The organism is Pedococcus sp. P2_D7, assembly GCF_056404295.1.
In genome coordinates, this window is record NZ_JBFUEH010000001.1 from 542,783 (window position 1) to 567,026 (window position 24,244).

The 24,244-nt window shown below is 69.2% G+C and carries 22 protein-coding genes, 1 tRNA gene and 1 pseudogene; 6 read left to right on the forward strand and 18 right to left on the reverse strand.

Annotated features, from left to right (window positions below; all coding sequences use genetic code 11):
- Positions 1–2: 2 nt before the first annotated feature.
- On the reverse strand, positions 3–2,675 hold the full coding sequence (polA, locus tag AC1DWJ_RS02600) for a DNA polymerase I (RefSeq protein WP_477619923.1): 2,673 nt from the start codon (positions 2,673–2,675) through the stop codon (positions 3–5).
- A gap of 97 nt (positions 2,676–2,772) precedes the next feature.
- On the opposite strand from polA, the gene AC1DWJ_RS02605 reads away from it, so the two are divergent.
- Positions 2,773–3,165: a PaaI family thioesterase gene (locus AC1DWJ_RS02605; protein ID WP_477619980.1), complete on the forward strand. Its 393-nt coding sequence runs from the start codon at positions 2,773–2,775 to the stop codon at positions 3,163–3,165.
- 4 nt (positions 3,166–3,169) lie between these two features.
- Here the strand turns inward: AC1DWJ_RS02605 and AC1DWJ_RS02610 are convergent, their stop codons facing one another.
- The 3 genes from AC1DWJ_RS02610 to AC1DWJ_RS02620 all read right to left on the reverse strand — a co-directional run bounded on the left by AC1DWJ_RS02610 (position 3,170) and on the right by AC1DWJ_RS02620 (position 5,192).
- A complete protein-coding gene (locus AC1DWJ_RS02610; protein WP_457255439.1) occupies positions 3,170–3,760 on the reverse strand; it encodes a GNAT family N-acetyltransferase in 591 nt (196 codons plus the stop codon).
- A gap of 272 nt (positions 3,761–4,032) precedes the next feature.
- Positions 4,033–4,554 carry a GNAT family N-acetyltransferase gene (locus AC1DWJ_RS02615; protein WP_477619924.1) on the reverse strand — a complete coding sequence of 174 codons (522 nt, stop codon included), beginning with the start codon at positions 4,552–4,554 and terminating at the stop codon, positions 4,033–4,035.
- Between the two features lie 11 nt (positions 4,555–4,565).
- A complete protein-coding gene (locus AC1DWJ_RS02620) occupies positions 4,566–5,192 on the reverse strand; it encodes an ANTAR domain-containing response regulator (protein ID WP_457255441.1) in 627 nt (208 codons plus the stop codon).
- Between the two features lie 269 nt (positions 5,193–5,461).
- On the opposite strand from AC1DWJ_RS02620, the gene AC1DWJ_RS02625 reads away from it, so the two are divergent.
- Positions 5,462–6,355 (forward strand): hypothetical protein, encoded by an 894-nt coding sequence (locus AC1DWJ_RS02625; RefSeq protein WP_477619925.1) that lies wholly within the window; start codon positions 5,462–5,464, stop codon positions 6,353–6,355.
- 44 nt (positions 6,356–6,399) lie between these two features.
- On the opposite strand, the gene AC1DWJ_RS02630 is transcribed toward AC1DWJ_RS02625, so the two are convergent.
- A complete protein-coding gene (locus AC1DWJ_RS02630; protein WP_477619926.1) occupies positions 6,400–6,768 on the reverse strand; it encodes a DNA polymerase ligase N-terminal domain-containing protein in 369 nt (122 codons plus the stop codon).
- Positions 6,769–7,223: 455 nt separating this feature from the next.
- On the opposite strand from AC1DWJ_RS02630, the gene AC1DWJ_RS02635 reads away from it, so the two are divergent.
- Positions 7,224–10,220 carry a helix-turn-helix transcriptional regulator gene (locus tag AC1DWJ_RS02635; protein WP_477619927.1) on the forward strand — a complete coding sequence of 999 codons (2,997 nt, stop codon included), beginning with the start codon at positions 7,224–7,226 and terminating at the stop codon, positions 10,218–10,220.
- Positions 10,221–10,576: 356 nt separating this feature from the next.
- Here the strand turns inward: AC1DWJ_RS02635 and AC1DWJ_RS02640 are convergent, their stop codons facing one another.
- From AC1DWJ_RS02640 to AC1DWJ_RS02655, 4 genes and pseudogenes are all read right to left on the reverse strand, one after another.
- Entirely contained in the window at positions 10,577–11,107 is a 531-nt protein-coding gene (locus tag AC1DWJ_RS02640; protein WP_477619928.1) for a methyltransferase domain-containing protein, read from the reverse strand.
- Positions 11,082–11,780: a hypothetical protein gene (locus tag AC1DWJ_RS02645; protein WP_477619983.1), complete on the reverse strand. Its 699-nt coding sequence runs from the start codon at positions 11,778–11,780 to the stop codon at positions 11,082–11,084. Before AC1DWJ_RS02645 ends, AC1DWJ_RS02640 begins: the two co-directional genes overlap by 26 nt.
- A gap of 111 nt (positions 11,781–11,891) precedes the next feature.
- Positions 11,892–11,999, reverse strand: a pseudogene (locus AC1DWJ_RS02650) (methylenetetrahydrofolate reductase C-terminal domain-containing protein); the annotation flags it as partial.
- 85 nt (positions 12,000–12,084) lie between these two features.
- Positions 12,085–12,294: a DUF6582 domain-containing protein gene (locus AC1DWJ_RS02655; protein WP_457255447.1), complete on the reverse strand. Its 210-nt coding sequence runs from the start codon at positions 12,292–12,294 to the stop codon at positions 12,085–12,087.
- 283 nt (positions 12,295–12,577) lie between these two features.
- Between AC1DWJ_RS02655 and AC1DWJ_RS02660 the strand changes: the two genes are divergently transcribed.
- Positions 12,578–14,968 carry an FdhF/YdeP family oxidoreductase gene (locus tag AC1DWJ_RS02660; protein ID WP_477619929.1) on the forward strand — a complete coding sequence of 797 codons (2,391 nt, stop codon included), beginning with the start codon at positions 12,578–12,580 and terminating at the stop codon, positions 14,966–14,968.
- A gap of 306 nt (positions 14,969–15,274) precedes the next feature.
- Here AC1DWJ_RS02660 and AC1DWJ_RS02665 read toward each other — a convergent pair whose 3' ends face one another.
- Genes AC1DWJ_RS02665 through AC1DWJ_RS02675 form a run of 3 tightly spaced genes read right to left on the reverse strand, consistent with a single transcriptional unit; the run spans position 15,275 to position 17,268 of the window.
- On the reverse strand, positions 15,275–16,090 hold the full coding sequence (locus AC1DWJ_RS02665; RefSeq protein WP_477619930.1) for a hypothetical protein: 816 nt from the start codon (positions 16,088–16,090) through the stop codon (positions 15,275–15,277).
- On the reverse strand, positions 16,083–16,634 hold the full coding sequence (locus AC1DWJ_RS02670; protein WP_477619931.1) for an RNA polymerase sigma factor: 552 nt from the start codon (positions 16,632–16,634) through the stop codon (positions 16,083–16,085). The genes AC1DWJ_RS02665 and AC1DWJ_RS02670 overlap by 8 nt, the downstream gene beginning before the upstream one ends.
- A 7-nt stretch (positions 16,635–16,641) precedes the next feature.
- Positions 16,642–17,268, reverse strand: a complete 627-nt coding sequence (locus AC1DWJ_RS02675) for a hypothetical protein (protein ID WP_477619932.1) — start codon at positions 17,266–17,268, stop codon at positions 16,642–16,644.
- Between the two features lie 388 nt (positions 17,269–17,656).
- Between AC1DWJ_RS02675 and AC1DWJ_RS02680 the strand changes: the two genes are divergently transcribed.
- Positions 17,657–18,433, forward strand: coding sequence for a carboxymuconolactone decarboxylase family protein (locus AC1DWJ_RS02680; protein WP_457255452.1), 777 nt, complete (start codon positions 17,657–17,659; stop codon positions 18,431–18,433).
- Positions 18,434–18,519: 86 nt separating this feature from the next.
- On the opposite strand, the gene AC1DWJ_RS02685 is transcribed toward AC1DWJ_RS02680, so the two are convergent.
- The gene (locus tag AC1DWJ_RS02685) at positions 18,520–18,954 is read right to left on the reverse strand and encodes a MaoC family dehydratase (RefSeq protein WP_457255453.1); all 435 of its coding nucleotides are present in this window, start codon (positions 18,952–18,954) and stop codon (positions 18,520–18,522) included.
- 203 nt (positions 18,955–19,157) lie between these two features.
- On the opposite strand from AC1DWJ_RS02685, the gene AC1DWJ_RS02690 reads away from it, so the two are divergent.
- Positions 19,158–20,771 carry a bifunctional AfsR/SARP family transcriptional regulator/alpha/beta hydrolase gene (locus tag AC1DWJ_RS02690; protein WP_477619933.1) on the forward strand — a complete coding sequence of 538 codons (1,614 nt, stop codon included), beginning with the start codon at positions 19,158–19,160 and terminating at the stop codon, positions 20,769–20,771.
- A 183-nt stretch (positions 20,772–20,954) separates the two neighbouring features.
- Here the strand turns inward: AC1DWJ_RS02690 and AC1DWJ_RS02695 are convergent.
- From AC1DWJ_RS02695 to AC1DWJ_RS02715, 5 genes are all read right to left on the reverse strand, one after another.
- Positions 20,955–21,037 (reverse strand) — tRNA-Leu (locus tag AC1DWJ_RS02695).
- A gap of 187 nt (positions 21,038–21,224) precedes the next feature.
- Complete coding sequence (locus AC1DWJ_RS02700) at positions 21,225–21,791, reverse strand: hypothetical protein (protein ID WP_457255455.1); 567 nt, start codon at positions 21,789–21,791, stop codon at positions 21,225–21,227.
- Between the two features lie 7 nt (positions 21,792–21,798).
- Positions 21,799–23,022, reverse strand: a complete 1,224-nt coding sequence (locus tag AC1DWJ_RS02705) for a hypothetical protein (RefSeq protein WP_457255456.1) — start codon at positions 23,020–23,022, stop codon at positions 21,799–21,801.
- Positions 23,019–23,759: an ATP-binding cassette domain-containing protein gene (locus AC1DWJ_RS02710; protein ID WP_457255457.1), complete on the reverse strand. Its 741-nt coding sequence runs from the start codon at positions 23,757–23,759 to the stop codon at positions 23,019–23,021. The genes AC1DWJ_RS02705 and AC1DWJ_RS02710 overlap by 4 nt, the downstream gene beginning before the upstream one ends.
- Positions 23,756–24,202: a hypothetical protein gene (locus AC1DWJ_RS02715; protein WP_457255458.1), complete on the reverse strand. Its 447-nt coding sequence runs from the start codon at positions 24,200–24,202 to the stop codon at positions 23,756–23,758. Before AC1DWJ_RS02715 ends, AC1DWJ_RS02710 begins: the two co-directional genes overlap by 4 nt.
- Positions 24,203–24,244: the final 42 nt, after the last annotated feature.

Genomic DNA, 24,244 nt, shown 5'->3' on the forward strand with positions numbered 1-24,244 from the left:
GGTCAGTGTGCGGCGTCGAACCAGGAGCGTCCGACCCCGACGCTGACGTCGAGCGGGACGTCCATCTCGATCGCGCCACCCATCTCCTGGCGGACCAGCGCCTCGACGTCGGCGGCTTCACCCGGGGCGATCTCGAGCACCAGCTCGTCGTGCACCTGGAGCAGCTGCCGCGAGCGGGCGCCGGACTCCGCCAGAGCCTTCTCGACGCGCAGCATGGCGAGCTTGATGATGTCGGCGGCCGACCCCTGGATGGGCGCGTTCAAGGCCATCCGCTCGGCCATCTCGCGACGCTGTCGGTTGTCGGAGGTGAGGTCGGGCAGGTAGCGGCGCCGCCCCAGCATGGTCTCGGTGTAGCCGGTCCCCCGCGCCTCGGCGACGACGGAGTCGAGGTAGTCCTTGACCCCGCCGAACCGCGCGAAGTACTCGTCCATCAGGCCCTGGGCCTCGCCGGTCGAGATGGTGAGCTGCTTCGAGAGCCCGAACGCCGACAGGCCGTAGGCCAGCCCGTAGGACATCGCCTTCACCTTGGAGCGCATCGCCGACGTGACGTCCTCGGGCTCGACCGAGAACACCCGCGACCCGACGAACCGGTGCAGGTCCTCCCCCGACCGGAACGCCTCGATCAGGCCCTCGTCGCCGGACAGGTGCGCCATGATCCGCATCTCGATCTGGCTGTAGTCGGCGGACATCAGCGACTCGAAGCCCTCGCCCACGATGAACACCTCCCGGATCCGGCGCCCTTCGTCGGTGCGGATCGGGATGTTCTGGAGGTTGGGGTCGGTCGAGGACAACCGCCCGGTCGCGGCGATGGTCTGCTGGTAGGTCGTGTGGATGCGCCCGTCGTCGGCCACGGACTTCAGCAGGCCCTCGACGGTGACCCGCAGCCGCGACGAGTCACGGTGCCGCAGGAGCGCCTCGAGGAACGGGTGCTCGGTCTTGGTGAAGAGGTCGTTCAGCGCATCCGCGTCGGTGGTGTAGCCGGTCTTGGTGCGTCGGGTCTTGGGCAGCCCGAGCGTCTCGAAGAGCACGACCTGCAGCTGCTTGGGCGACCCGAGGTTGATCTGGTCGCCGCCGATCGCGTCGTAGGCGTCCTGCTGGGCCTCGCGGACCTTGGCCGCGAAGTCGGCCTCCAGCCCGGTCATCACTTCGACGTCGGCCGCGATGCCAGTGCGCTCCATGCCCGCGAGCACCTGCTCCAGCGGCAGCTCGACGTCCTGCTGCAGGGAGGTGCCGCCGGTGGCCTCGAGCTGCTCGGCCAGCGAACCGGCCAGGTCGAGGACCGCCCGGGCCCGGACCATCGCGTCCTGCGCGCCTGCGTCGCCCTCGTCACCGAAGTCGAGCAGGCCCTGGCCGGAGGTGTCGGACTCGGCGCGCAGCTCGCGCCCGAGGTGGCGCAGGACCAGGTCGGCCAGGTCGTAGGACCGCTGGTCGGGCCGCACGAGGTAGGCAGCCAGCGCGGTGTCGGTGGCGATGCCGGCCACCGGCCAACCCCGCGCAGCCAGCGCCAGCAGCGGTCCCTTGGCATCGTGGAACACCTTGGGACGGTCGGCGTCGGCCAGCCACGCGCCGACGGCGGCGTCACCCGCCGGGTCGAGTGCCGTCAGGTCGAGGTATGCCGCGGCGTCGCCGTCCGTGGCCAGCGCCAGGGCGGTGGCGTCCCCGGTGCCCCGACCCCACTGGCCGACGAGGTGCACCCCCACGGTGGTGCCGTGCGCGGCATACTCCTGCAGCCACCCGGCCACCTCGTCGGGCGCGAGCAGCGCGCCGTCGAGGTCGAAGCCGTGGTCGGCCTCCTCCTGCGGCGCGTCGAGGTACTCGAAGAGCCGGTCACGCAGCACCCTGAACTCGAGGCTGTCGAAGACGGTGTGCACCTGCTCGCGGTCCCAGTTCTGGCGCTCGAGGTCGGCGATGCCGAGAGGCAGCTCGAGGTCGCGGACCAGCTGGTTGAGCCGGCGGTTGCGGAGCACTCCGTCGAGGTGCTCACGCAGCGACTCCCCCGCCCTGCCCTTGATCTCGTCGACGTGGGCGACGACCCCGGTGAGGTCGCCGTACTGGGTGATCCACTTCGCGGCGGTCTTCGGACCGACCCCGGGCACCCCGGGCAGGTTGTCGGAGGACTCACCGACGAGGGCGGCCAGGTCGGAGTAGCGCTCCGGGAGCACGCCGTACTTGGCCTCGACCGCGCCAGGCGTCATGCGCGCGAGCTCGGAGACACCCTTGACCGGGTAGAGGACGGTGCTGGTGTCGGTGACGAGCTGGAACGAGTCACGGTCACCCGAGCAGATCAGCACCTCCATGCCCTCGGACAGGGCCTGGGTGGTGAGGGTGGCCAGCACGTCGTCGGCCTCGTAGCCGTCGACCTCGACATAGCGGATCTTGAGCGCGTCGAGGACCTCGTGCAGCAGCGACACCTGGCCGTGGAACTCGGTGGGGGTGGCCGAGCGACCGGCCTTGTAGTCGGCGTACTGCTCCGTGCGGAACGTCTGGCGGGACACGTCGAACGCCACCGCGAGGTGGGTCGGCTGCTCGTCGCGCATGACGTTGATGAGCATCGAGGTGAAGCCGTAGACAGCATTGGTGTGCTGGCCCGTGCTGGTCGAGAAGTTCTCGGCCGGCAGCGCGAAGAAGGCGCGGTAGGCAAGGGAATGACCGTCGAGGAGCAGGAGGCGACTCACGCATGGCAGCCTATTGGTTATGAGTGACACCCCCGCGACCGCCGGCCCCATGAGCGCCGGCCCCACCCACCCCGAGTTCGCCGCCGCCCTCGAGGCGATGCTGGCGATGAACCCGAACTCGCTGCTCCACCGCATGCAGATCGAGGTGCTGGAGGCATCGCCGGAGCGCCTCGTCGCCCGGATGCCCGTCGAGGGCAACACCCAGCCCTACGGGCTGCTCCACGGGGGTGCCTCCGTCGTGCTGGCCGAGACCCTGGGCTCGATCGGCTCAGCGCTGCACGCCGGCCCGGACCGGATCGCCGTGGGGCTGGACATCAACGCGACGCACCACCGGGCCGCCCGCTCGGGCTACGTGACCGGCACGGCCACCGCCCTGTCCCTGGGCAACACCCTGGCCTGCTACGAGATCGTCATCACCGACGACCAGGACCGGCGCACCTGCACCTGCCGGATCACCTGCCTGCTTCGCGACGCGGCGCCCGGCGCCTGACCCGTCAGCCGGCCAGGCGGCTGTCGGCGCTCGCGCTGGCCGTCGCCCGTGCGCGCAGGGAGCGGCGGCGGTGGAGCAGTGCCTCGATGGAGTGGTGCCGCGGCTCGTCCTGCCCCAGTCGGCGGCGCAGTGCGGACACGCTGGTCACGCGGCGCACCATCTGCGAGGAGAAGCCGAGCCGGGCGAAGAAGCGGTTGGCGTCGCGGTGCTGGGCCGGCACGTTGCAGCCGATCTGCTCGCACCCGCGGGAGTCGGCGTAGAGGGTGACGGCGCTCATCAGCTGACGGGCGACCCCGTGCTTGCGCGAGTCGGGCACGACGTAGAGCTGGTCGATGGTGACGCACGGGACGTCGGTCAGCGACGAGAACGGGCTGGTGGCGGCAACGGCGAACCCGACCGGCTGACCGTCCGCCATGGCGACGTAGGCCCGGACGTCCTCGCGGTGCAGGGCGGTCGAGATGCGCCCCTCGGAGGCGGCGCGGGCGGCCACCTCGGGACTGACGCCGGCCTCGACCCGGGAGCACATCCAGAGCTCGGTGAAGGACCGCTCCTCATCCGCAGAGACGCGCCTGACGCTGATCACGGGACGGCTCACCGGGGTTCCTCCATCGTCGGTCTGGACTGCTCACCACCTGCAGACGGCTCCCCCGACGGCCGCGGCGCCTCGAAAGGACGACCGAGTCAGGACTCTAGGCCCATTCGAGGGCCCTCGTGAAGGGTTCAACAACTTTCCCGTGTTAACTCTTGTCGCTGTCGGTGTTCCACGGCTGTTACATCACAGGTCGGCGCCGAATCGCTGCTTCGCCATGGTTTCACGGCGTCCGCGAGGACTCGGCAGCCGGGTCCCCCCGGAGGGCTTCCGGAGGCTCAGGCGGGCCGCTCGAAGACGTAGTCGTCCTCGTAGCGGTCACCCACGAGGAAGCGCTTGGTGCCCACCCTGGCGAACCCGCTCTTGGCGTAGAACCGCTGGGCGCGCTCGTTCTCCTGGTTGACCCCGAGCCAGACCCCGACCGCGCCACGCGCCCGCGCCGCCTCGATCGAGGCCTCCATGAGCAGCCAGCTGGTGCCCGCGCCGTGGTGGTCGGGCAGGACGTAGATCTTGCTCAGCTCGGCAGTCGGCCGCAGCGTCAGCGCGGTCCGCACGTCGGGGTCGGCGGGCTCCCCGTGGACCACCATCGCGTAGCCCGTGACGACGTCGTCGCCCACCGAGACGAACAGGTCGCGGGTGGGGTCGGCGAGGTAGCGCGCGAAGCACTCGAGCGACAGGACGTCGGCGATGAAGGAGTCGATCGCCTGCTGGGTGGTGTGCGGAGGGCAGGCCAGCGCGAACGTCGCCGCCGCCACCCGCGCCAGCACCGCGGCGTCACCCTGACCTGCGGGGCGCACCACCAGGTCCACGCTCAGGCCTTGTCCATCCCGGCCACGACGGCCTCGGCCACCTCGCGCATGCCGAGGCGACGGTCCATCGCGGTCTTCTGGATCCAGCGGAAGGCCTCGGCCTCGGTGATCTTGAGCTTCTTCATCAGCACGCCCTTGGCGCGGTCGACCGCCTTGCGGGTCTCGAGCCGCTCGCCGAGGTCGCTGATCTCCTGCTCGAGGGCCTTGACCTCGGTCCAGCGGTGCCTGGCGATGTCGATGGCCGGCGTGAGGTCGGAGGCCGTGAACGGCTTGACGATGTAGGCCATCACCCCTGCGTCGCGGGCCCGCTCGACGAGCTCGGTCTGGCTGAAGGCCGTGAGCATGACCACGGGGCAGATGCGGGCGGCGCCGATCTGCTCGGCGGCGGTGATGCCATCCATCACCGGCATCTTCACGTCCATGATCACCAGGTCAGGGGTCAGCTCGGTCGCCATCTCGACGGCCTGCTCACCGTTGCTGGCCTGTCCGACCACGTCATAGCCCGCCTCGACGAGCATCTCGGCGAGGTCGAGGCGAATCAGGGCTTCGTCCTCGGCCACCAGGATCCGGGTGGGCGCGGACGCCGCGGGCGTCGGCAGGGGCGTGGTGGTGTCACGGGTGTCGCTCACGGAAAGAGCCTAGGGGACGTGCGTTAACGGAAGGTTGCGGCGGTCCACGGGCGGACGCCCGGCCCCGCGCGGGCCCGGCCGGGCAGGCCACCCGCCCCGCACCGGAGGTATGCCGCGGCGGCACCGCACGCGGCATACGGGCTCTGGTTGTGGACGGGTCGAAGGACCAGAATGGAGCCGGTCCCGGAGCCAACCGGGCGTGCTCGTCCGTCGCGGTCCGGCCGTTCCTGGTGTCGGTGTCCGTGGCCTGGCAGCTGGAGCCGTGGCAAGTGGAGAACGTGGTGGGTGAGGCCGCCCGTCCACGCCGCCGACCGACGTCCGCGTCGATGCGGGTGGTGTGGATGCTCGTCGCGTTCGTGGGCGGCGGCCTGCTCGGGCTGTTCCTCGTCCTCCCCCGCACCCGGATGCTGCGCCCCCGCCGCGTGCTCGCCTGCGACCTGTGCCAGCGGCGGCACCGACGCCTGCTGGCGGCGATGGTGGTCCTTGCGCTCCTGTCCGTCGCCGGGTTCGGGCTGCGGCTCTCCCAGCGGGCCCGTGAGCTGCCGGCCTGTGCCGCCGACACCTCGATCGCGGAGGGGCGCCGGGTGATCGACCCGCGTGCCCCGAGCCGCCCGCCGCCGTGGTCGACGGTCCGCTCGGTGATGACGGCGCCGGTGAGCGGGCTCGCGCTCGGCTTCGCCGAGGCCCGGGGCCAGGGCCTGTGCAGTGTCGGCGACCCGCCCATCACCCTGGCCTTCGTGCCGCAGGCCGGCGAGCACATGGGCAGCATGGTCGGCGAGGTCTTCCTGGCCTCGCCCGTGCCCCGCATCAACCCGGTCCGTGCCCGCGACCTGGCCGAGCACGAGTCCCGCCACGTCGACCAGTGGGCCGTGTGCACCATCGTCGGCGGGATCTCGCTGCTCCCGGTCCTCTACCTCGTCGACGACACCCTCTACCCGGGGTCGGAGAACCACTTCGAACAGGCCGCCGGTCTGTTCGACGGGGCCTATCCCCCGCCGCCCGATCCGCCTCGAGGCCCGCAGGGCTGGGCGATCGCGCTGTGGATCGGCGTGGTCCTGCTGCTCACCCGCCGCCGGATCCGCTGGGTGGTCCGGAGCCTGGTGCGGCACACCACGGTCGCCGACCCCGCGCGCTGCGGCGTGCACACGACCGGCTGGCGCTAGCGGGCTGTCCCAGGAGCGGGTCCCACCGGTCCCCCGGGCTCTCCTCAGGTGCTCGGCTGGTCCTTGAGGAGGTGGAGGAGCGCGCCCCGGTCGGTGCTGACGAGGGCGTAGCGGCTGGCTCCCCGGCGGCCGTGCAGGACGAAGACGGTGCGTCGCTCGGTGCGGTCCTCGAGCTCCCACCAGCCGGTGTCGGCGATCGACTTCGTCTCGTCCTCGTAGGTCGCGTGCTCGAGCGCGTGGTCGTCGACGGGCACCGCGAGGCGGTCCTTCGACGCGCTGGTCGGCAGTCCGCGCGGCACGGCCCACGAGCGCAGGACCCCGTCCTCCTCGAGCCGCAGGTCGAAGTGGTGCTGCGGCTTCTGGTGCTCGTGCAGCACGAAGACCGGACGACCACCCTCCTGCTCAGCGGACACGGCCACCTCCGAGATGCGCGAGCTGGGTGCCGAACGCGGGACCTGAACCAGTAGGAATGCTGCTCAGGGGCCTGGCCACCGACACCCAGTGTGGCTCACAGTGAACCGTCAGCGGAGGCGGAGGCGTGTTCACGGGCTCACGCCCGACGGGCGTCGCCGTGCTTCTGGAACCAACAGCCGCGCACCGGCTGCCGCCGCGCGGCTCTCCGCCCAGATTGGGCGCTGTTCAGCGGTCTGCGATCGGCGCATGAAGCCAGCCGCAATCCTCGTCCCGCTTGTGTCTGAACCCGGATGTTCCTCCCTGCAAGCCGAGCCGGCCTGTGCGCACGACGAGAAACCTAGGCGCATGCATCGAGCGGGCCAAGAGCCAAGGGCGGCCCGCGACGGTTTGGGGCGATCGTGCGGATCCCGGAATCGCCCGCTGAAGCGCCCCGTCGAGACTGATGATGGTTGCCATGGGCAGCATCGGGCTTCGACTTGTGGGTAGGGATGCCGAGCGCACGAGGTTGCGCCACTTGGCCGTTAGCGCTCGTGAGGGCTTCCCGTCGACTCTTCTACTTCACGGCGAAGCTGGTATCGGCAAGACGGCCCTGGTCAGGGACCTCCTATCGGCCCTCGAGCCCGGCGTGTTTCATGTGTTGTTCGCAACGTGCCTTCGGTTCGGCGCTGAGGGTCCGGCCCTGCTTCCTTTGTCGACCGCGTTGACAGGTTGGTTGCGCCAGACGGACCCGACGGACCGAGCCAGGCTGTTCCCGAGCGCCCAGCGTGGCGAGGATCTGGTATCGGTGCCACGGTTCGAAGACGTCTCTTCTGATGCGGTTTTGCAGTGGAGCCGCGCGCTGGACACTCTCGTGGACAGTCGGCCAACCCTGCTCGTCGTCGACGATCTTCAGTGGGCGGACCAATCCACGCTCGACGCGCTCTCTTACCTCCTCACTGGCTTCCGCGCAGGCCTTAATGTGGCGCTTCTAGGCACCTACCGCGACACCGACCTCCAGGACGGGCACCGGCTACGTGCATGGCTAGCCGACGTATGGAGGCTTCCAAGTGTCGACTCACTCGCGCTGCAGAGGCTGGACTCTTGGGCCACGGAAGAACTCGTGTCGAGCATTACCCCTGTGCGGTCCAGTGGGCAGATCGTTGAGTCAATCTTCGACAAGTCTCGCGGCAACCCCTACCTGACCGAACTCCTCGTCCGCACGCCCCACACGAGCGACCTCCGCCCGGCATCAATGACCGGCGACGCCGACCTTCGTGACGCCGTCCTGGGAGCCTGGCATCGGCTGGGGCCGGTCGCCCGACAGGTCACGCAGCTCTTGTCTGCGGGCGGCCAACCCGTGGAATTCCGCGTGCTGCAAGGTCTGGCCCTTCAGCGGCACATCGGACTGCACGACTTCACGCTGGCTCTGGACGAGGCTGTGGGCAAGGGTGTCGCTCAGGTTCGCCAAAGCGGCGAGGCCTGGTTCGTTCACCCACTGTTCGCGGAGGTGATCGCCGCGACCTTGCCTGCCTGGCAGGTGGCTGACCTTCACCTGCAGTACGCCCAGATGTGGTCGGACGCAGAGGCGGTGATTCCCCAGGAACGAACACATCGACTCGCGCTGCACTACGAAGCCGCTGGCAGGTTCGACGATGCCTACCGGTGGTCTCTCGAGGCTGCGGACGAGGCCGGCCGAGTTGGCTCCACCGACGTCGCCGCAGGTCACCTGGCCCGAGCTGTGGATCTCCACCCCAAGCTTTCCTCGGCCATGCAAGCGACTGTGGACACCCTCGATCTGCAGCGGCGTACCGCGGAGGCATGCGAGCGTGCCGGACGGTACGACGACGCCCTCCGGTTCTACGAGGGGGCACTTGCAGACATCGACCGGAGCGCAAGCCCCGTGGACGCGGCGCGAATGCTGCTGCCCCTGCCATTCCTCCGCGCCTTCCTCGGCCAGGGGTGGGGGATATCGCCCGACGAATGGCTCGAGTGCGTCAGACTCTGCGAAGGACTTGGCCCAACAGCAGAGGAGGCAATGGCCTGGGCCCACATCGCCTTCGGCGAGGTGTTCACGGCAGATGTTCACGCGAGGACGCACGCAGAACACGCCCTCGACGTGGCCCGACAGGCTCGCTCCGGCGCGGCAGTGGCTTGGGCGACCGGCGTACTGTCCCAAACTGAGTGGGGCACCGAGCACGGGCTTGACCTCAGCCTTGAGGCACTCGAGCAGGCAAGGGACGTCGGCGACACGGCGCTGTTGGCACGCACCGCGGTCCTCACCACCAACAGCTACCAGTCGCTCGGCCGGTACGCCGAAGCAGCCACCGTCGCGAACGACGCCTACGCCTCAATCCTTGCCCAAGGGCAAAGGCATGATGCAGCCAATATCGGCTCCGTTGGCGCGCAGTTCCTCATTGCACTCGGCCGGTTCGACGAAGCCCAGTCCCTCGCACGCGAGATCCTGTCCTTCCGGCAAGCCCAGCGCTGGAGTGGCCATGCGCGGTGCGTCGCAGCCATCGTCAGCGCCCGACGCGGTGAGGTCGAGGCGGCCGATCGACACATCCAACGGGCCCATGAGCTCATGCCGGGACACCAGCCCGTTGGCGACCCTTTGGATTGGGCCGAGATGCAGGTGAAGGTTGACATCGGTGAGCCTTGGCGAGCGCTCGACATCGCGGAAGACGTCATGGCCGAAGCGGCATCGATCGACGCTTGGACCGCTGACGAGTACCTCCTGTGGGCGGCGCGGGCGGCCGCGGACCTTGCGGCCGCCGCGACGACAACTCGGCAACGGGAGAGCGCCCACGAACGCCTCCGTGCCTTGGAGGGTTTACGCGCCGCCAACACCAACGCCCTCTTCGCCGGCGTCGGCTCTCGCGACCTGGTTCACCCGGCGTACCTGGCCATGTATCGCGCAGACCGCGCCCGGTGTTACGAGGCACCTGAGCCGGCACGCCTCTGGGACGAGGCGCTCGCGGCAACTCGGGCAGCGGGGCTGCGCTACGAGCAGGCTCGATGCGGTATGCACCTGGCGCGACGCCTCCTGACGGAACCAGGCCAGCGCCAGCGTGCACGGCACGAACTCCGGGAATGCGCGCACCAAGCGGTCGACCTCAGAGCCACGACGCTCCTCGTGGCGATCACGCGCCTAGCAGACCAGGCCCATATCGACCTCGATGCCGGACTCACGCCGCCGAGCGCCGGCCCGGCCAGTGTGGCGGGCGTTCCGGTGACCGTTCGGGAGAGGGAAGTTCTCTCCCACCTCAGGACTGGCGAAACGTATGGCGAGATAGCGCGAGCCCTGTTCATCAGCGAGAAGACAGTGAGTTCCCATGTGTCCAACCTGCTCCGCAAGACCGGCACCCGGAGCCGCATCGAACTCGTCGATGCAGCAATGCGGGAACAGCCCCCTGATACCGAGCAGACGCTGCGCTCACGAACACGCGGAGGTGGCCTCATCGGGGGCGTGTGAGTACCCATCCGCTGCAGTCCGGTCCAGCAAGTCGGCCCGACGACGTGCCGACCGCCGAAGCGCCATCGAGTTGGGGCACCGACCTGCGTCACTCCGCCCGCGAGTCGGCTGACTGTCTGGGTCCTCCAGACGGTCTCGAGTAGGTCGCTCGGGGCCGCACCCGCCTGCTGGTTCGTCGTCGGCGCCACGCGACGGAAGCGGAGTGACCTGACGGGCGGCGCCGCGCCAGGCCCCCAACAAAGGTACGGTGCCTGCCCTGCATCCGACACCGGCAATCGGCGTCGGGCCAGCTACGCGGGACGTCCAACTGTCACGTCCTTTGCGCGTGATGACTGGCGCTGAAGCCGGGCTCGAGGTCAGGTCGACTGAAGCACGAGCATCCTGCCGCGTATCTCACCGGCCGCGAGCAGCGAGCCCATCCGGCTCGACTGCACTTCAGCCGTCTGCCAGCGGGGATCGTCCTCGTGGCGACGCTGGAGCTCGGCCTGGACGGTGGCCATCACGTCTTCCCAGTCGGCCGGGAAGGCAGCGAAGTGGTCGGTCCAGCTACTGGTCAGCACCCGCAGTGACGCTCTCTCGAGCAGTTCGTCCAGCGCTTCAACGGTGAGGAAGTTGTTGCCCTCGGGCGGCTCCAGACAGAGGCCTCCGGGGTGCGTGGCGCAGTAGACGATCATCCCGAAGCGCGCCTTCGACCCGAGCACCCGCCGGATCTCGGCCAGGTATGCCGCCTGGTCGTTCACCGTGCACAGCACACCCAGGCTCCACCCCGCTCTGATGGACCCGGTCGCGATCGGCAATTGGGTGCCTGCCTGCAGCGCCGCAAGGCCGAATAGCATGCGCGCGGCGCTGCAGGCTCCGGGCTCAGGGTCGGTCAACAGGGGACGCACGCCGGTTTCTCGTGCCGCGAACGCGGCCGGGCCGCCGACGCCGGCGCCGCAGTCCAGGAAGATGTCCTCGGCCTCGGGCGCCAGGTCCTGCCAGAGCCGCTGCCGAAACCTCGTCGGTGAACACGACGACGGAGGCGATCACCGGTAACTCCAGCCCCGCCACCCGGGCCGTCTCCAGGAACTCGACCAGCTGGGCCCGCCTCGGCACGTGGTTCAGGACGGCCACTCGGGCACCGACCTCCTGCTTGCGCACCAACCTCTTGGGACGCACGGCCACCGGCCGCGCGGTCGGCGTCTCCACCACCGCAACGGGAAGACCGAGCGACGCGGCCAACGCCGCGAGCCGGGTACCGTCCAGATCGAAGGCCTGGGTGACCTCCGGGCGAACGTCGTACGCCCGACCGTCGCCTGTGACGCACAGCACGGTGGCCAGACCGTCCAGGGCGAGGGCGTGTAGCTCCTGTTCGAGACTGATCCGGTTGCGATCCCGGCAGGCAAGCGTCACCCAGGGCACGGCGTCCGCTTCGTCGATCAACCGGGCCAGCGTGCTGGGCGGGAAGTCGGCGCGGTCCTGGTGGTCGCCGACCAGGACCGCGTCGCAGCTCGGCGCGAGCAGCCGGGCGGTGGAGCGCAGCGTCTGCGCATCGGCCGGCGGCGCGCTCAGGTCGGTCAAGATCAACGGTGCCTGCCACGGGCCCGACGGCTCCGGGGGCCGGTCGACGCCCGATGCGCCCCAGTCGATCGCAGAGCCCTCCGGAAGGTCTGCGAGCCCGTCGAAGACACACGGTGCCGCAATCATCTCGCACTCGCCGTCGAGCCGGACGCCACCGCAAGGGCCGTACACCATTCGCTTGGGACAGCCCGGGACCGGCTGCTGAGACGACAACCGCACAGATCACAGACTGTCAGGCCTCCCTGCCCACCGCGCGACCAGTCCTGGCGAACCGCACCGTCAGCTCAAGGCGGAAGAGTTCTTGTCAGTCGTCCTTTTTCAGGCTCGGATACGCCTTCTCGACCGCCGCCCGCACCTTCTTCTTCTCGGCCGCCGACCCATGTTGGGCCACCCTTGCCAAAGCGTTCCGGGCGTGCTCGATGTCAGGAATCGGGTACTTCTCCTGCTCAGGCAACGCGAACGACGACTTCTTCAGCTTCTTGCGGTTCTCGCTGTCACTCAGATCCTTCGACACCTCGGTCTCCTTCCATTCGGGTCCGGTCTGGTACTACCCACTTAGGGCATCGTCCAATCTGCGGGGTATGGAAACGACATCCTGACCGCGTCATATCACCGCTACTGCCTGATGCTTCTCCCACCCGCAGGACTGACCTCCCTCGATCTCCCTCAGGCCCGCCACGGACCGACCCCCGTAAACGGCCTCCGAATGGTTTGTCCCGGACGCGATGGGTACGTTCTAGATGACCTGCGCACGTCCCACCAGGGGCTACCCACGCATCAGCAGAACGAGGCTCAGCATGTCCAAGCACGACGAGGGTGACTACTCCGAGGCCGATCTGGTGGTCAAGGGTCAGGAGGACCACGCAGCCGGCCCCACCGCGGTCGCGGTGTCGATGAGGCGGTCCCTCGACCACATGGGGGTGAAGCGGACGGCGCAGACCCTGCTCAGGCTCAACCAGGCTGAGGGCTTCGACTGCATGAGCTGTGCGTGGCCGGACCCCGACCCGGGCCACCGCCACACGGCAGAGTTCTGCGAGAACGGCGCCAAGGCCGTCGCGGAGGAGGCGACCCGCGACCGGGCCACGCCGGAGTTCTTCGCCCGGCACAGCATCGACGAGCTCGACGCCCACACGGAGCACTGGCTTGGCCAGCAGGGCCGCATCACGCACCCCATGGTCAAGCGGCCGGGTGGCGCGCACTACGAGCCGATCGAGTGGGACGAGGCCTTCGAGCTCATCGGGGCCGAGCTTCGCTCGCTCGCCAGCCCCGACGAGGCGACGTTCTACACCTCCGGGCGGGCCTCCAACGAGTCGGCGTTCGCCTACCAGCTGTTCGTCCGCGCGTTCGGCACCAACAACCTGCCGGACTGCTCGAATATGTGCCACGAGTCCACGAGTATCGCGCTGCAGGAGTCCATCGGCATCGGCAAGGCGAGCGTCACGCTCGACGACGTCCACACGGCGTCCGTCATCGTCATCGCCGGCCAGAACCCCGGGACCAATCACCCGCGCATGCTCTCGGCCCTGGAGATCGCGAAGCAGAACGGCGCGAAGATCATCTCGATCAACCCGCTGCGTGAGGCCGGGCTGGTCAGGTTCAAGAACCCGCAGAAGCCCAAGGGCGTCATCGGGCACGGCACGGCCATGGCCGACCTGCACCTCCCTGTGAAGGTCAACGGCGACCTTGCCCTCTTCCAGGCGATCGGCTCGCTCCTCGTCGAGTGGGACGCGCTCGACCACGAGTTCATTGAAACCCACGCCACGGGCTTCGAGCAGTGGCGCGACCACGTCCGGGCGGTCGACTGGGACCAGGTCGTCGAGGTGACCGGGCTGTCCCGTGAGCTGATCACGCAGGCCGCCGAGATGCTCCGTGGCTCCACGCGGACGGTCTACTGCTGGGCGATGGGCCTGACGCAGCACCGCAACGGGGTCGCGACCATCAAGGAGGTCGTCAACCTCGCCCTGGCGCAGGGCAACATCGGCCGCGAGGGCGCCGGCCTGCTGCCGGTGCGCGGTCATTCCAACGTCCAGGGCGACCGCACGATGGGCATCTGGGAGCGACCCCCGGCGGCCTTCCTCGACGCCCTCCAGAAGGAGTTCGGCTTCGACCCGCCGCGTGCGCACGGCCTGGACGTCGTCGACTCCCTGCGCGCCATGCGCGACGGCAAGGTCCACTTCTTCATGGGGCTCGGCGGCAACTTCGTGCAGGCCGTGTCGGACACCGACATCGCGATCCCGGCGATGCGCAAGGTCCGCATGACGGTGCAGGTGTCGACGAAGATCAACCGCTCGCACCTCGTCTGCGGCGAGACCGCGCTGATCCTGCCGACCAAGGGCCGCACCGAGAAGGACATCCAAGCCAGTGGTGCCCAGTGGATCTCCGTCGAGGACTCCACCTGCTCGGTGCACGCCTCTCGCGGCCCGCTGGAGCCGGCCAGCCCCCAGCTCAGGTCCGAGGTCGACATCGTCACCAGCATCGCCGAGGCCACGCTCGGGAACCGCCACGGCCTGCAGTGGAAAGCGATGCGCGACGACTACCGCGTCATCCGCCACCACATCGCCAAGGTCGTCCCCGGGTGCGAGGACTACGAGGTCAACGTCCGCAAGCCCGGCGGCATGATCATGCCGCACCCGCCCCGCGACACCCGGACCTTCGACACCAAGTCCGGCAAGGCCGAGTTCGTCGCCTCCCCCATCGAGGTCGTCCACGTCCCCCAGGGCCACGTGCTGCTCCAAACCCTGCGCAGCCACGACCAGTACAACACCACGATCTACGGCCTCAGCGACCGCTACCGCGGCATCGAAGGAGGCCGCAAGGTGATCTTCGTGCACCCAGACGACATCACGGCCTTCGGGCTCAAAGACGGCGACCTCGTCGACATCACCACCCGATGGACCGGCGACGACATCGTCCGCCGCGTCCGCGGGTTCCGCGTGACCAGCTATGACACCCCACGCGGGTCCGCTGCCGCCTACTACCCCGAGACCAACCCGCTGGTGCCGCTGGACTCCACGGCCATCGGAAGCAACACCCCGACCTCCAAGTCCGTGGTGGTGTCCCTGACCCCGGCCACCGGCCCCGGCGCGGTGAACGGCACCACGCCGGCGGAGACCGATGGCCCCTCCCAGAACCCCACGGGTTCGGACTGGGACCACAAGAAGACCCCGGAGCCCAAGCACCTGTCCTGAGCACAGCCCGGTCGTCGACGGCACCCACGTCGACCGGGTCGGGATGCTCAGTCGCGCAACAGAGCCTCGAGATCAGAGGCGATGGAGGTGGCATCTGGCAGGTCCGAATCAATGCCGCGTCGAACCACCGCCATAGGACGATGAGTCTGTTCACCCGCCGCGTCTTTCCGCTGCGTGCGCTCGCCCATGATGGGCGCGGTCGTGACCGTTCGGGCATGGCTCATGGCTTGACTTGCGGGTGATCCTTGCGGTGGTGGGCCCTGGCAATGGTGGGCAGTGCACCACGAGGCGACCCTCCGGCTGGGGTTAGTTGGTCATTTCGAGCCACGCGTCGTCCGGTGCGTAGTCCCACTCGGTGACCAGCCCGTTCACGGTGACGGAGGCGTACGCGTACAAGTCCGCGGAGTTGGTGAACGCACAGGGTGTAGGTGCGCCCGACAAGAAGAAGATGTGTACATCCGACGGCTCAGTCGCGCTCTCGCTGGGATAGGCGAAGTCGAAGGGGATGCCGTACGGCGGGCCGACGCGTTCGTCGGTGACGCCGGTCGTCAGGTTCTTGACCCACACTCGCAGCTGCCCGGGTTTCGGGGCGTCGGTGTTGATCCCGAGCTGGCAGTCCGCGGCTCCATCGCGATCGGTGTCGAAGACCAGGCCGTGCTCGATCACGCGGCTCGCGGGGTCAAGTGTTGACGCCAACGGGGGCCTCTCCCGCAGCTTGATGTTCCAAGACAGGGAATGCGATGGGTCCCCGGAGTTGACCTCGCGGATGTCGATCCCCCCGTAGGTGGTGTCTGCTTCATCGGTCTGGACCTGCCTCGCCGTGACCCGAGAGGTGTCCGGGCGAAGGGGAGTCCAGTGCCTCGCCAACGCGTCACTGGTGGTCCGGGTGGGCGGATTCGGATTCTTGGCCGGCTGGGGAGCGGTGCGATCGGACCCGCCCAGGAAAGACGTTCCGAGCGTGGCCAGGACGATGAGCGCCGCGGTGACAGCAGCAGTGAGCACGGTGCGGGTCCGGTGGCGGTGCGCTCCGCGCTGCTCGATGGCCGAGAAGTCGGGCGGCCGGGCGGCCTGAGCCGCAGCGTCGGACAGGTCGGAGCGCAGGAGCCGGTCGAGGTCAGGCATCGGGCGCCTCCTCGTGACGGGGGTCGGGAGGGTCGGCGAGCAGCAGGGCGAGAGCAGCGCGTCCCCGGCGCAGCCGCGTCTTGACGGTGCCCACGGGGACGCCGGTGGCCTCGGCGACGGCTTGGACAGGGAGGTCGGCCAGGTAGTGCAGCGCGACAGCCTCTCTCTGGTTGGCGGGCAGAGCCCGGAGGGCAGCCATCAGCGCCAGCCGGTCATCCTCGAGCATCGGGTGACGCGCGACCTGCGCGCGGTCGCGGTCGCGGTCGCCGAGCAGCCTGCGCCTGCGCGCGCGGGTGCGGCTGACGTTGACGGCGACCGTGCGCAGCCACGCCTCCGGGTTGTCCAGGCGGGCGAAGGTGCGCCGATGCTGCACCGCGCGCGCGAAGGCCTCCGCGACCACCTCCTCCGCCTCGGTGAGGTCGCGGCACACGCCATACAGCTGGCCGACCAGGCGCCGGTAGGACGCCTCGAAAACCACCCGCACCCGGTCTGGCTCGCTGTAGACCTCGTGGTCCACGAGCGGTTGCCCAGGCCCGGCTCCCATGACGTCCCTATTCCCCGAAACGGATCGAGTCGAGGGCGGCCAACAGGTCGGCCTGGTCCGCGGCAGTCGCCCGGAGGCTCGTCGCAACCAGGAAGACCTGGCGCCTGCCGTGCACGTCGACGACGTACAGGCTCACGCGTTGGCCGGGAAGGAGCACGAAGTACTTGTCCGCAGGTGTGCTCTTCCAGACCTGCAGACCCATGACGTCGTCTTCGGCCAGGCGGCACTTCGCCAGGTCGAGGCTCTGTGGGACCTCGAGGTCGATCCGGGTTGCGGGGTACCCGGCCAAGGTGCTGGCCACGGGGCTCCCCTTGACCGGGCCGGGCTGCTCGAGCAGCGCCGTCACGAGGTCTCCCACACGGGATCCGACGGCCACGGGGACACCCTCACCCAGGCACGGGTCGGTGAAGATCTCGTCGACCACGACGGCATAGAACCCGAGCTCGTTGGCCGCGTCGGAGTGCTTGCTGAAGAGGTGGCCGTACTGCACCTCCCAGCCCTCCGGGAACGTCACCGTGTAGTCCGCCACCGACCACGCGGAAGCCGGAATCAGGTAGGTACCTGGCTCGATCGCCACCTGCTCAACGGAGGACCGGCCGCTCGTCGTGGAGTCGCGCGCCCACGTCGGAGTCACCGGCCGCGGGACCTTGTCCGTGGCGTCCCTAGCGCACCCCGTCAGAGCCCCCACCACCAACAACCCAGCCGCTACGACCCGGTGAGGTGCCGGGACATTCATCCCCCGCAGGAACATGCCTGTCATGACCACACGACCCACGAGCGGCCGAAAAGGTTTCACACCAGCGACGATCCCACCCAGCTCGCGGCCCCGGAAGTGTGTCTTGTCGCTGCGTGCCGGCGAACCGAGGACCGCGTTCTCGTGCCGAGGTGATGCGTCACCCCGTCGCCTGCCGGCGCGGTGTCATTGCCGATACCGGAGTCAGGCGCCGGACGCCATCTCCGGGCCGCGCTGTCAGCCCGGCGTGAAACTTGACGGCGGTGAGAGCGGAAGCAACAGTGCCCACATGGCTGACGAAGTCCAGGGCACTGATGTATCCCGACGTCAGGCGCATGCGGAGGCAACGTATGAGCGCCTCTTCGGGCCGCGAGACGTGACTGCCCCGGACGACGACCCGGAGCTCATGCGTATCCTGCGAGGGTTCATCTTCGGAGACGTTTTCGACACCGGCGCCCTGGACGACCACAGCCGTGAACTCATCACCGTCACCGTATTGACCTGCATGGAGGCCTTGCCGCAGCTGACGTCCCACACCGGGGCCGCGCTCAACGTCGGCGTCGAGCCGGTCGCCATCCGCGAGGCCATCTACCAGCTGGCACCGTTCATCGGTTTCCCCCGCACCCTCAACGCGGTCGCCACGATCAACGAGGTCTTCTCGGCCAGAGGAATCCCGCTCCCGCTGCCGGACCAGGGCACCGTCACCGACGCCGAGCGGTACAGCAAAGGCCTCGCCGTCCAGGCACCCTTGTACGGCAACGAGATCAAGGACAACTTGGCGGATCTACCCGAACCGTTCGACACGGCACTTCCCCAGTTCCTCACCGAGTTCTGCTTCGGCGACTTCTACACCCGACACGGACTTGCTCTGGCCCGGCGCGAGCTACTCGTACTTTGCGCGCTGGCCACCATCGGCGACACCGCCGCACAGCTCGGCCCCCACGGACGCGCCTGCCTGCAAACCGGCAACACCAAGGCCGAGGTGATCGCAGCCCTGGTCCACTGCTTCCCATACATCGGCTTCCCGCGCACGGTCGCTGCGATCCGGGCAGTCAAGGACCTGTAGACGCCCGCCCGTGCGATCCTTCGCCGCCCTACTGCGGCAGAGGCGCGTTTCAACCGTAGTTCAGGCGTCGCGAGGAAGGCTCGACGTCATCCCTGGGCAGCAGACAGGTCCATGCTCCAGCACACGGCGTTGCCTTCGAGGGCCACCACTCCGTCGTCGCGGATCACGCGAACGTCCAGCCAGGTAATCGGCTTGTCGTGCCGCACAGCCGTGACGGTGACCTCGCCGGTGATGGTGTCTCGGGGGCGGACCGGCGCGAGGAACCGCAGGTTCGTCTGCATGAAGACCGTGCCGGGTCCCGGCAGCCGTTCGGCGACGACGGCGTTGAGGATCGCGCTCGTCACGCCCCCTTGGACGACGATGCCGCCGAAGGGAGTGCGCCGCGCAGCTGCCTCGTCGTAGTGGAGTGGGTTGCGATCGCCACTCAGGCTGGTGAACAGCGCGATGTCTTCTTTGGTGATGGTCCGGGACAGGGAAGCCTGTTCGCCCACCCTGGGCGCCCGGTTCGACCACGTGCTCATGACTACCTCGTATTCTGTCGGTGGGACTGGTGGACTCCAGTTGTCCTCGCTGAGGTGCACGGTATGGAGCCGACCTTTCGCAACCCTTCCTCGCGCAGGCCGCCCGCGTTCGCGGACGGGTTGTGCGAGCGACGTCGATGCCTTGGCCGGGGCCACCCTGCACCACTCGACGGGTCCGAGCACGAGGCAGGAAGATCGAGCGCATGGCCAGCACCGACCACCGGGTCGTGGTCCACGTCCAACTCCTGGGTGACGTCGTGGTCCGCGTCGGGGAGCGAGCGGTCGTCGCGGGCGCGCGGGGTCGTCGAGACCCGATCCGCCTCGCCGAGTACCTCGCGCTCGCGCCCGGTCGACGCGCCCACCGCGAGGTGGTGGTGGAGGCCCTGTGGCCGGATGCCTCCATCGACTCGGTCGGCAACCGGCTGCACATGGCGGCTCACTACCTCAGGAGCGCGATCGGCATACCGGAGAGCGTGACGTTCGCCGCCGGCACCGTGGCGCTGTTCCCCGGGGACCTGGTGCACGTCGAGGTCGACGCGGTCGTCTTCGAGCGGCTGGCCCGGACCGCTCTCGACCCGAAGTCCTCACCCGAGGAGCGGGCGTCCTGCGCGGAGCGTGCCCTCGACATGTATCAAGGCGACCTCCTGCCGCACGAGCTCTACGAGGACTGGGCCTTCCACCACCGTCAGCGCCTCCAGATGCGGCATCACGAGCTGCTCCGGAACAGCGGCCGGTTCGCGGAGCTCGTGGCCCTCGACCCGGTCGACGAGGAGGCGCGGGTGGCGCTGATGCGCGAGCTGCTGGACGCCGGAGACCGTGCCGGGGTGCTGCGCCACTTCACCGCGCTGACCGACGCACTGGAGCGTGAGCTGGGGATTGGACCCAGCGCCGAAGCCAGCGCCGTACGGGACCTTGCCCTGCCGCCGATCGTGCGGCCGGCGGCGCCGGTCGCGTCTCCGCGGGCTGCAACTCTCGCCGACCAGCGGGTCAGCTTCTGTCACACACCGGACAACGTACGCCTCGCCTACGCGGTCAGTGGATCTGGCCCGCCCTTGGTGAAGGCGTCGAACTGGCTGACCCACCTCGACCACGACTGGGAGAGCCCCATCTGGCAACCGTGGTGGAGCGCGCTCTCGCAGCGACACACTCTCGTGCGTTACGACGAGCGCGGTTGTGGGCTCTCTGACTGGGAGGTGGACGACGACTCCTTCACGCTGGAGGCGTGGGTGCGTGATCTCGAGACCGTCGTCGACGCGATGGGACTGGAGCGCTTCCCGCTGCTCGGCATCTCACAGGGCGGACCGATAGCCATCACGTATGCCGCGCGCCACCCCGAGCGCGTATCTCACGTCGTCGTCTACGGCACCTGTGCCCGGGCGACCTGGGCTCGCGCGGACGACGAGCTGCGACGCGAGCTGGCGGCGTTGGGGGAGCTGATCAAGACGTCCTGGGGCGGCGACCAACCGGGCTTCCGACAGGTCTACGACGCGCGGTTCTTGCCCGACGGTCCACTGGAGAGCTGGCGTGCCTTCGACGAGCTGCAGCGACGCTCAGCGTCAGCCCACAACGCCTATCGCCTGTGGCGCGCGTTCGGAGACCTCGACTGCACCGAGGCCGCCCGCACCCTGGACGTGCCGACCCTGATCATGCACTCGTCGGACGACCGGGTTTGGTCCTTCGCCGAGGCAGAGGAGCTGCATTCCATGGTCCGCGGGAGCCGGCTGGTCAGGCTGGACAGCAAGAACCACATCCTGCAGGGCGCCGAGCCGGGGTTCGGGGTGTTCATCGACGAGGTCCACTCCTTCCTGGACAGCTGACCGGAGAGGTGGGATCTCCTGACGTCACAGAGTGGCCGGAACACGACTCGGTCAGCGGCGTACGGCTCAGGAAGCCAGGAACCGACTACCCGGGTGGCCCGCCCACAGGCTGAGCCGTGGACCGGTGTGGACAGCGCGTGGAGACTGCCCACCACCGGTGGTCGTTCCCGCTGGTCAGCTGGGTGCCGAAGGCGGGACTTGAACCCGCACGCCCTTTCGAGCAGAGCATTTTGAGTGCTCCGTGTCTGCCATTCCACCACTTCGGCTTGCCGAACCTCAGACGCTTCGGCCGTGGCCACCTCAGCGGCCTCGGAAAGGATAGCGGTGCGGTGCGCCCGGACGACAAAACGGCACAGCCTCTGCCGCCGGACGACCAGGTGCGGGGCCGCGGCACCACGGTGAGCACGCGGCATACCGGAGCGGCACGGTGCTGGTCGTCGGGCGGCACGCGACTCAGAATGGGGTCCGGCGCAGCGGGTTGGCCACGTAGCCGGCGCCGCACGCCAGGACCAGGATCGCCGCGGCCACGACCCCCGCATCACCGACCGGGACGTGGGCTAGTGGGGCCCACCATCGAGCCGGCTCCCCACGGGAGGTCAGGACGCAGGTGGCGAACAGCAGGAAGCCGTAGAGCATCGACGCGCCTTCTGAGGTCAGCGCGAGGAGCCCGGAAAGCCCTGCGCCCCACCCGATCACGAAGACCAGTCGTCGGGGCACGAGGTCGAACCCCGCCACCGTCTCCGCGACCGTGGCCACCAGGAGGAGCTGGATCACGAACCACAGCAAGCGATACCGCGCACCCGACCGGACGCCCAGGGCCGCTGCCGCGCAGGACCGCAGGCTCAGCGCGAAGCCCATACAGCTGCACAGCACGGCGAGCAGACCGACCGTGATCCCTTGGTACGACTCGCCCAGCGGGCTGGCCAGGATCGGCTGACCGGTGGCCAGGGCGACGCTTGCCAGACCGGTGGACAGCACCGCCAGGCGCCAGTCGTGGTCGGCCAGCCAGCCGCGGATCACCCTGCCCCTACTGGTTGCTGAACGATGGTGGCACCTTCGACAGGTCGCACTCCTGGAGCGCCGTCGCCGCCTGCGTGACCAACGCTCGCGACTCCTCGGCGCCCTTCGAGGTGAGGAGTCGGCCGTAGGGCTCGGCAGTCTTGCCGGTGATCTCCGTCATCACATAGGACTCCACCAGCGCCTCGCTGTAGAACCACGAGTACGGCGGCGGCTCGGGGCCAGACCACAGCCTGCAGGACTTGGGGGCAACAACTTCGCCCAGCACATCTCCCAGCACCAGTGGGGAACGAAGTTTGTCGGAGATCAGCATCAAAAAGTCCATGTGGTCCCTGCCGGGTTGCCACATCACGAAGCGGCTCGGTGACCGGACCCCGAGCTCGCGAAGCACCGCGCCGGTCTCACCGGCCATCTGGGCGGCTCGCTCAGCCCGGGCCCGGAACTCCGGCGGCGCACACACGACGACGGGCGTGCTGGTGCAGATGTCCGTGCGACCAGGCACGACCCGGTAGCTGTCGTCGGTCTCGAAGACCAGCGCGCCGACCACCAGGGCCAGGGCCACAGCCGTGAGCAAGCCGGCTCGGCGACGTCGGTCGGTCACGAGCAGGGCGATGATGGGGGCTCCGACGAGCACCATCCAGACCAGTCGCTTCGCGAAATAGGCCGGGTTGGCGACGGTCCCCAGCATCGTCCCGCTGGAGGTGTACTCGGCCAGGCCGGTGACGATCACCCCCATTCGGTCGAGGATGAGCACCGCGACGGTGAGCAGGGCCGCCACCACCGACCCCAGCCAGGACCTCAGCACGACCCCCAGGGCGTACCCGACGACGAAGACGAGCAACGCTCCGCCGGTCTGGGTGAGGGCCGGCCACGGCGTGGCGTTGGGGATCGACGGCTCACTCCACCGGGAGGTGAGCACGACGAACAGGTTGCCCACGGCATACAGCGCCACGACGGGGACGGCCCACGCCGCGAACGTCGCGCAGAAGTGCCGCCACCGCTGTCGGCCGGCGGGGATCAGGGTGAGGATGCCTCCGACGTCGCGCCAGCCGACGACGGCCGCGCCACCGGTGAGCAGGGGAAGGACGAGGACCTGGGCGACCCCGATCGTCTCCTGGCCCCAGAGCGGGTCACCCACCCAGCCGGCGTCGCGCCCCGACAGCACCGTCGCCATCGCCACAAGCATCAGCCCGGTCACCAGCCACGGCATGCCCTTGCCCCACTGTGCCCTCATGCGCTGCGCTCCTCGGGCTCGATCAGGCCGAGCAGGAAGCTCTCGGCCGACTCGGGGGCACGACCCAGGTCGGCGCGCAACAGGTCGCCCTCGAGTGCCGGGCCGACCACGCCGGCCTGGACGGTGACCATCTGGTCGCAGAACTCGAGGGACGCGGACGCCTCGTGGGTGGCGACCACCACCGGCAGCCGCTCCGAGAGCTCGCGCATCAGCTCCCAGATGCTGCGCGCCGCGCCGACGTCGAGGGAGGCGGTCGGCTCGTCGAGCAGCAGGACTGTCGGCGAGCCCAGCAGGCACTGACCGACCAGCGCTCGCTGCTGCCAGCCACCGCTCAGCTGCCGCATCGGGATGAACGCGTGCTCGACGAGCCCGGCCAGCGCGAGGGCCGACTGCACCTCGGGCTCGCGATCACGGCGCCGGACCCCACGCAGGGCGGCGAGGTAGCGGTAGAGGTCGACCACCGACGAGGCGTTGGCCAGGCGAGCGACCTGCGGCAGCACGGTCGTCCGGTCGGCGAGCTCGACCTCGCCGCGGGCGGGACCGAGCTGCCCGGAGAGCAGCTGCAGGAGCGTCGACTTGCCCGCCCCGTTGAGACCCACGACCGCAGTCAGCCCGGGCCGGGTGCGCCAGTCGGGGCAGGCGAGCACGAAGCTGCCTCGCCGGACCGTGACGTCCCGCAGCCGAGGGCGGAGGTCACCCTCGTCGCCCTCGACTGCGAGCTGATCGGCCGCAGTCACCACTTCTGGTTGGTCCAGGCGCTGCCCTTGCACACGTCCGGGCTGAGGTTGTCGTCCTGGCAGGCCTCGCCACGGAGCTCCGCGGCGTCGTACATGGTGTTGAGGTTGCCGTTGACGAACTTGTCCACCCACACGGCCTTGTAGTTGTTGACCCCCCGCGCATCGTGGGGACCGTCGAACTGCGGGACCGTGTAGTTGTAGTGGATCTTGGCGTAGGCGGGACTGCCACCCGGACGTGGGTCGGACGAGGTGGCGTGTCCGCCGATCACGTCGAGCCCGTAGTCGACCCCCACGGTTCCCTTGCCCTGCGCCACCAACCTCCCACCCTCGTAGGCGTTGACGATGCCCCAGTTGTAGTAGTTGGCGAAGGCCGGTGCCGCCAGCACCGTCAGCCCGAGACCGCACACCACCGGGACGGTTGCCCAGCGCTTGATCGATGTCATGAATATCCCCTCTACCTGGAAGAGCCCACCGGGGAGGCAGAA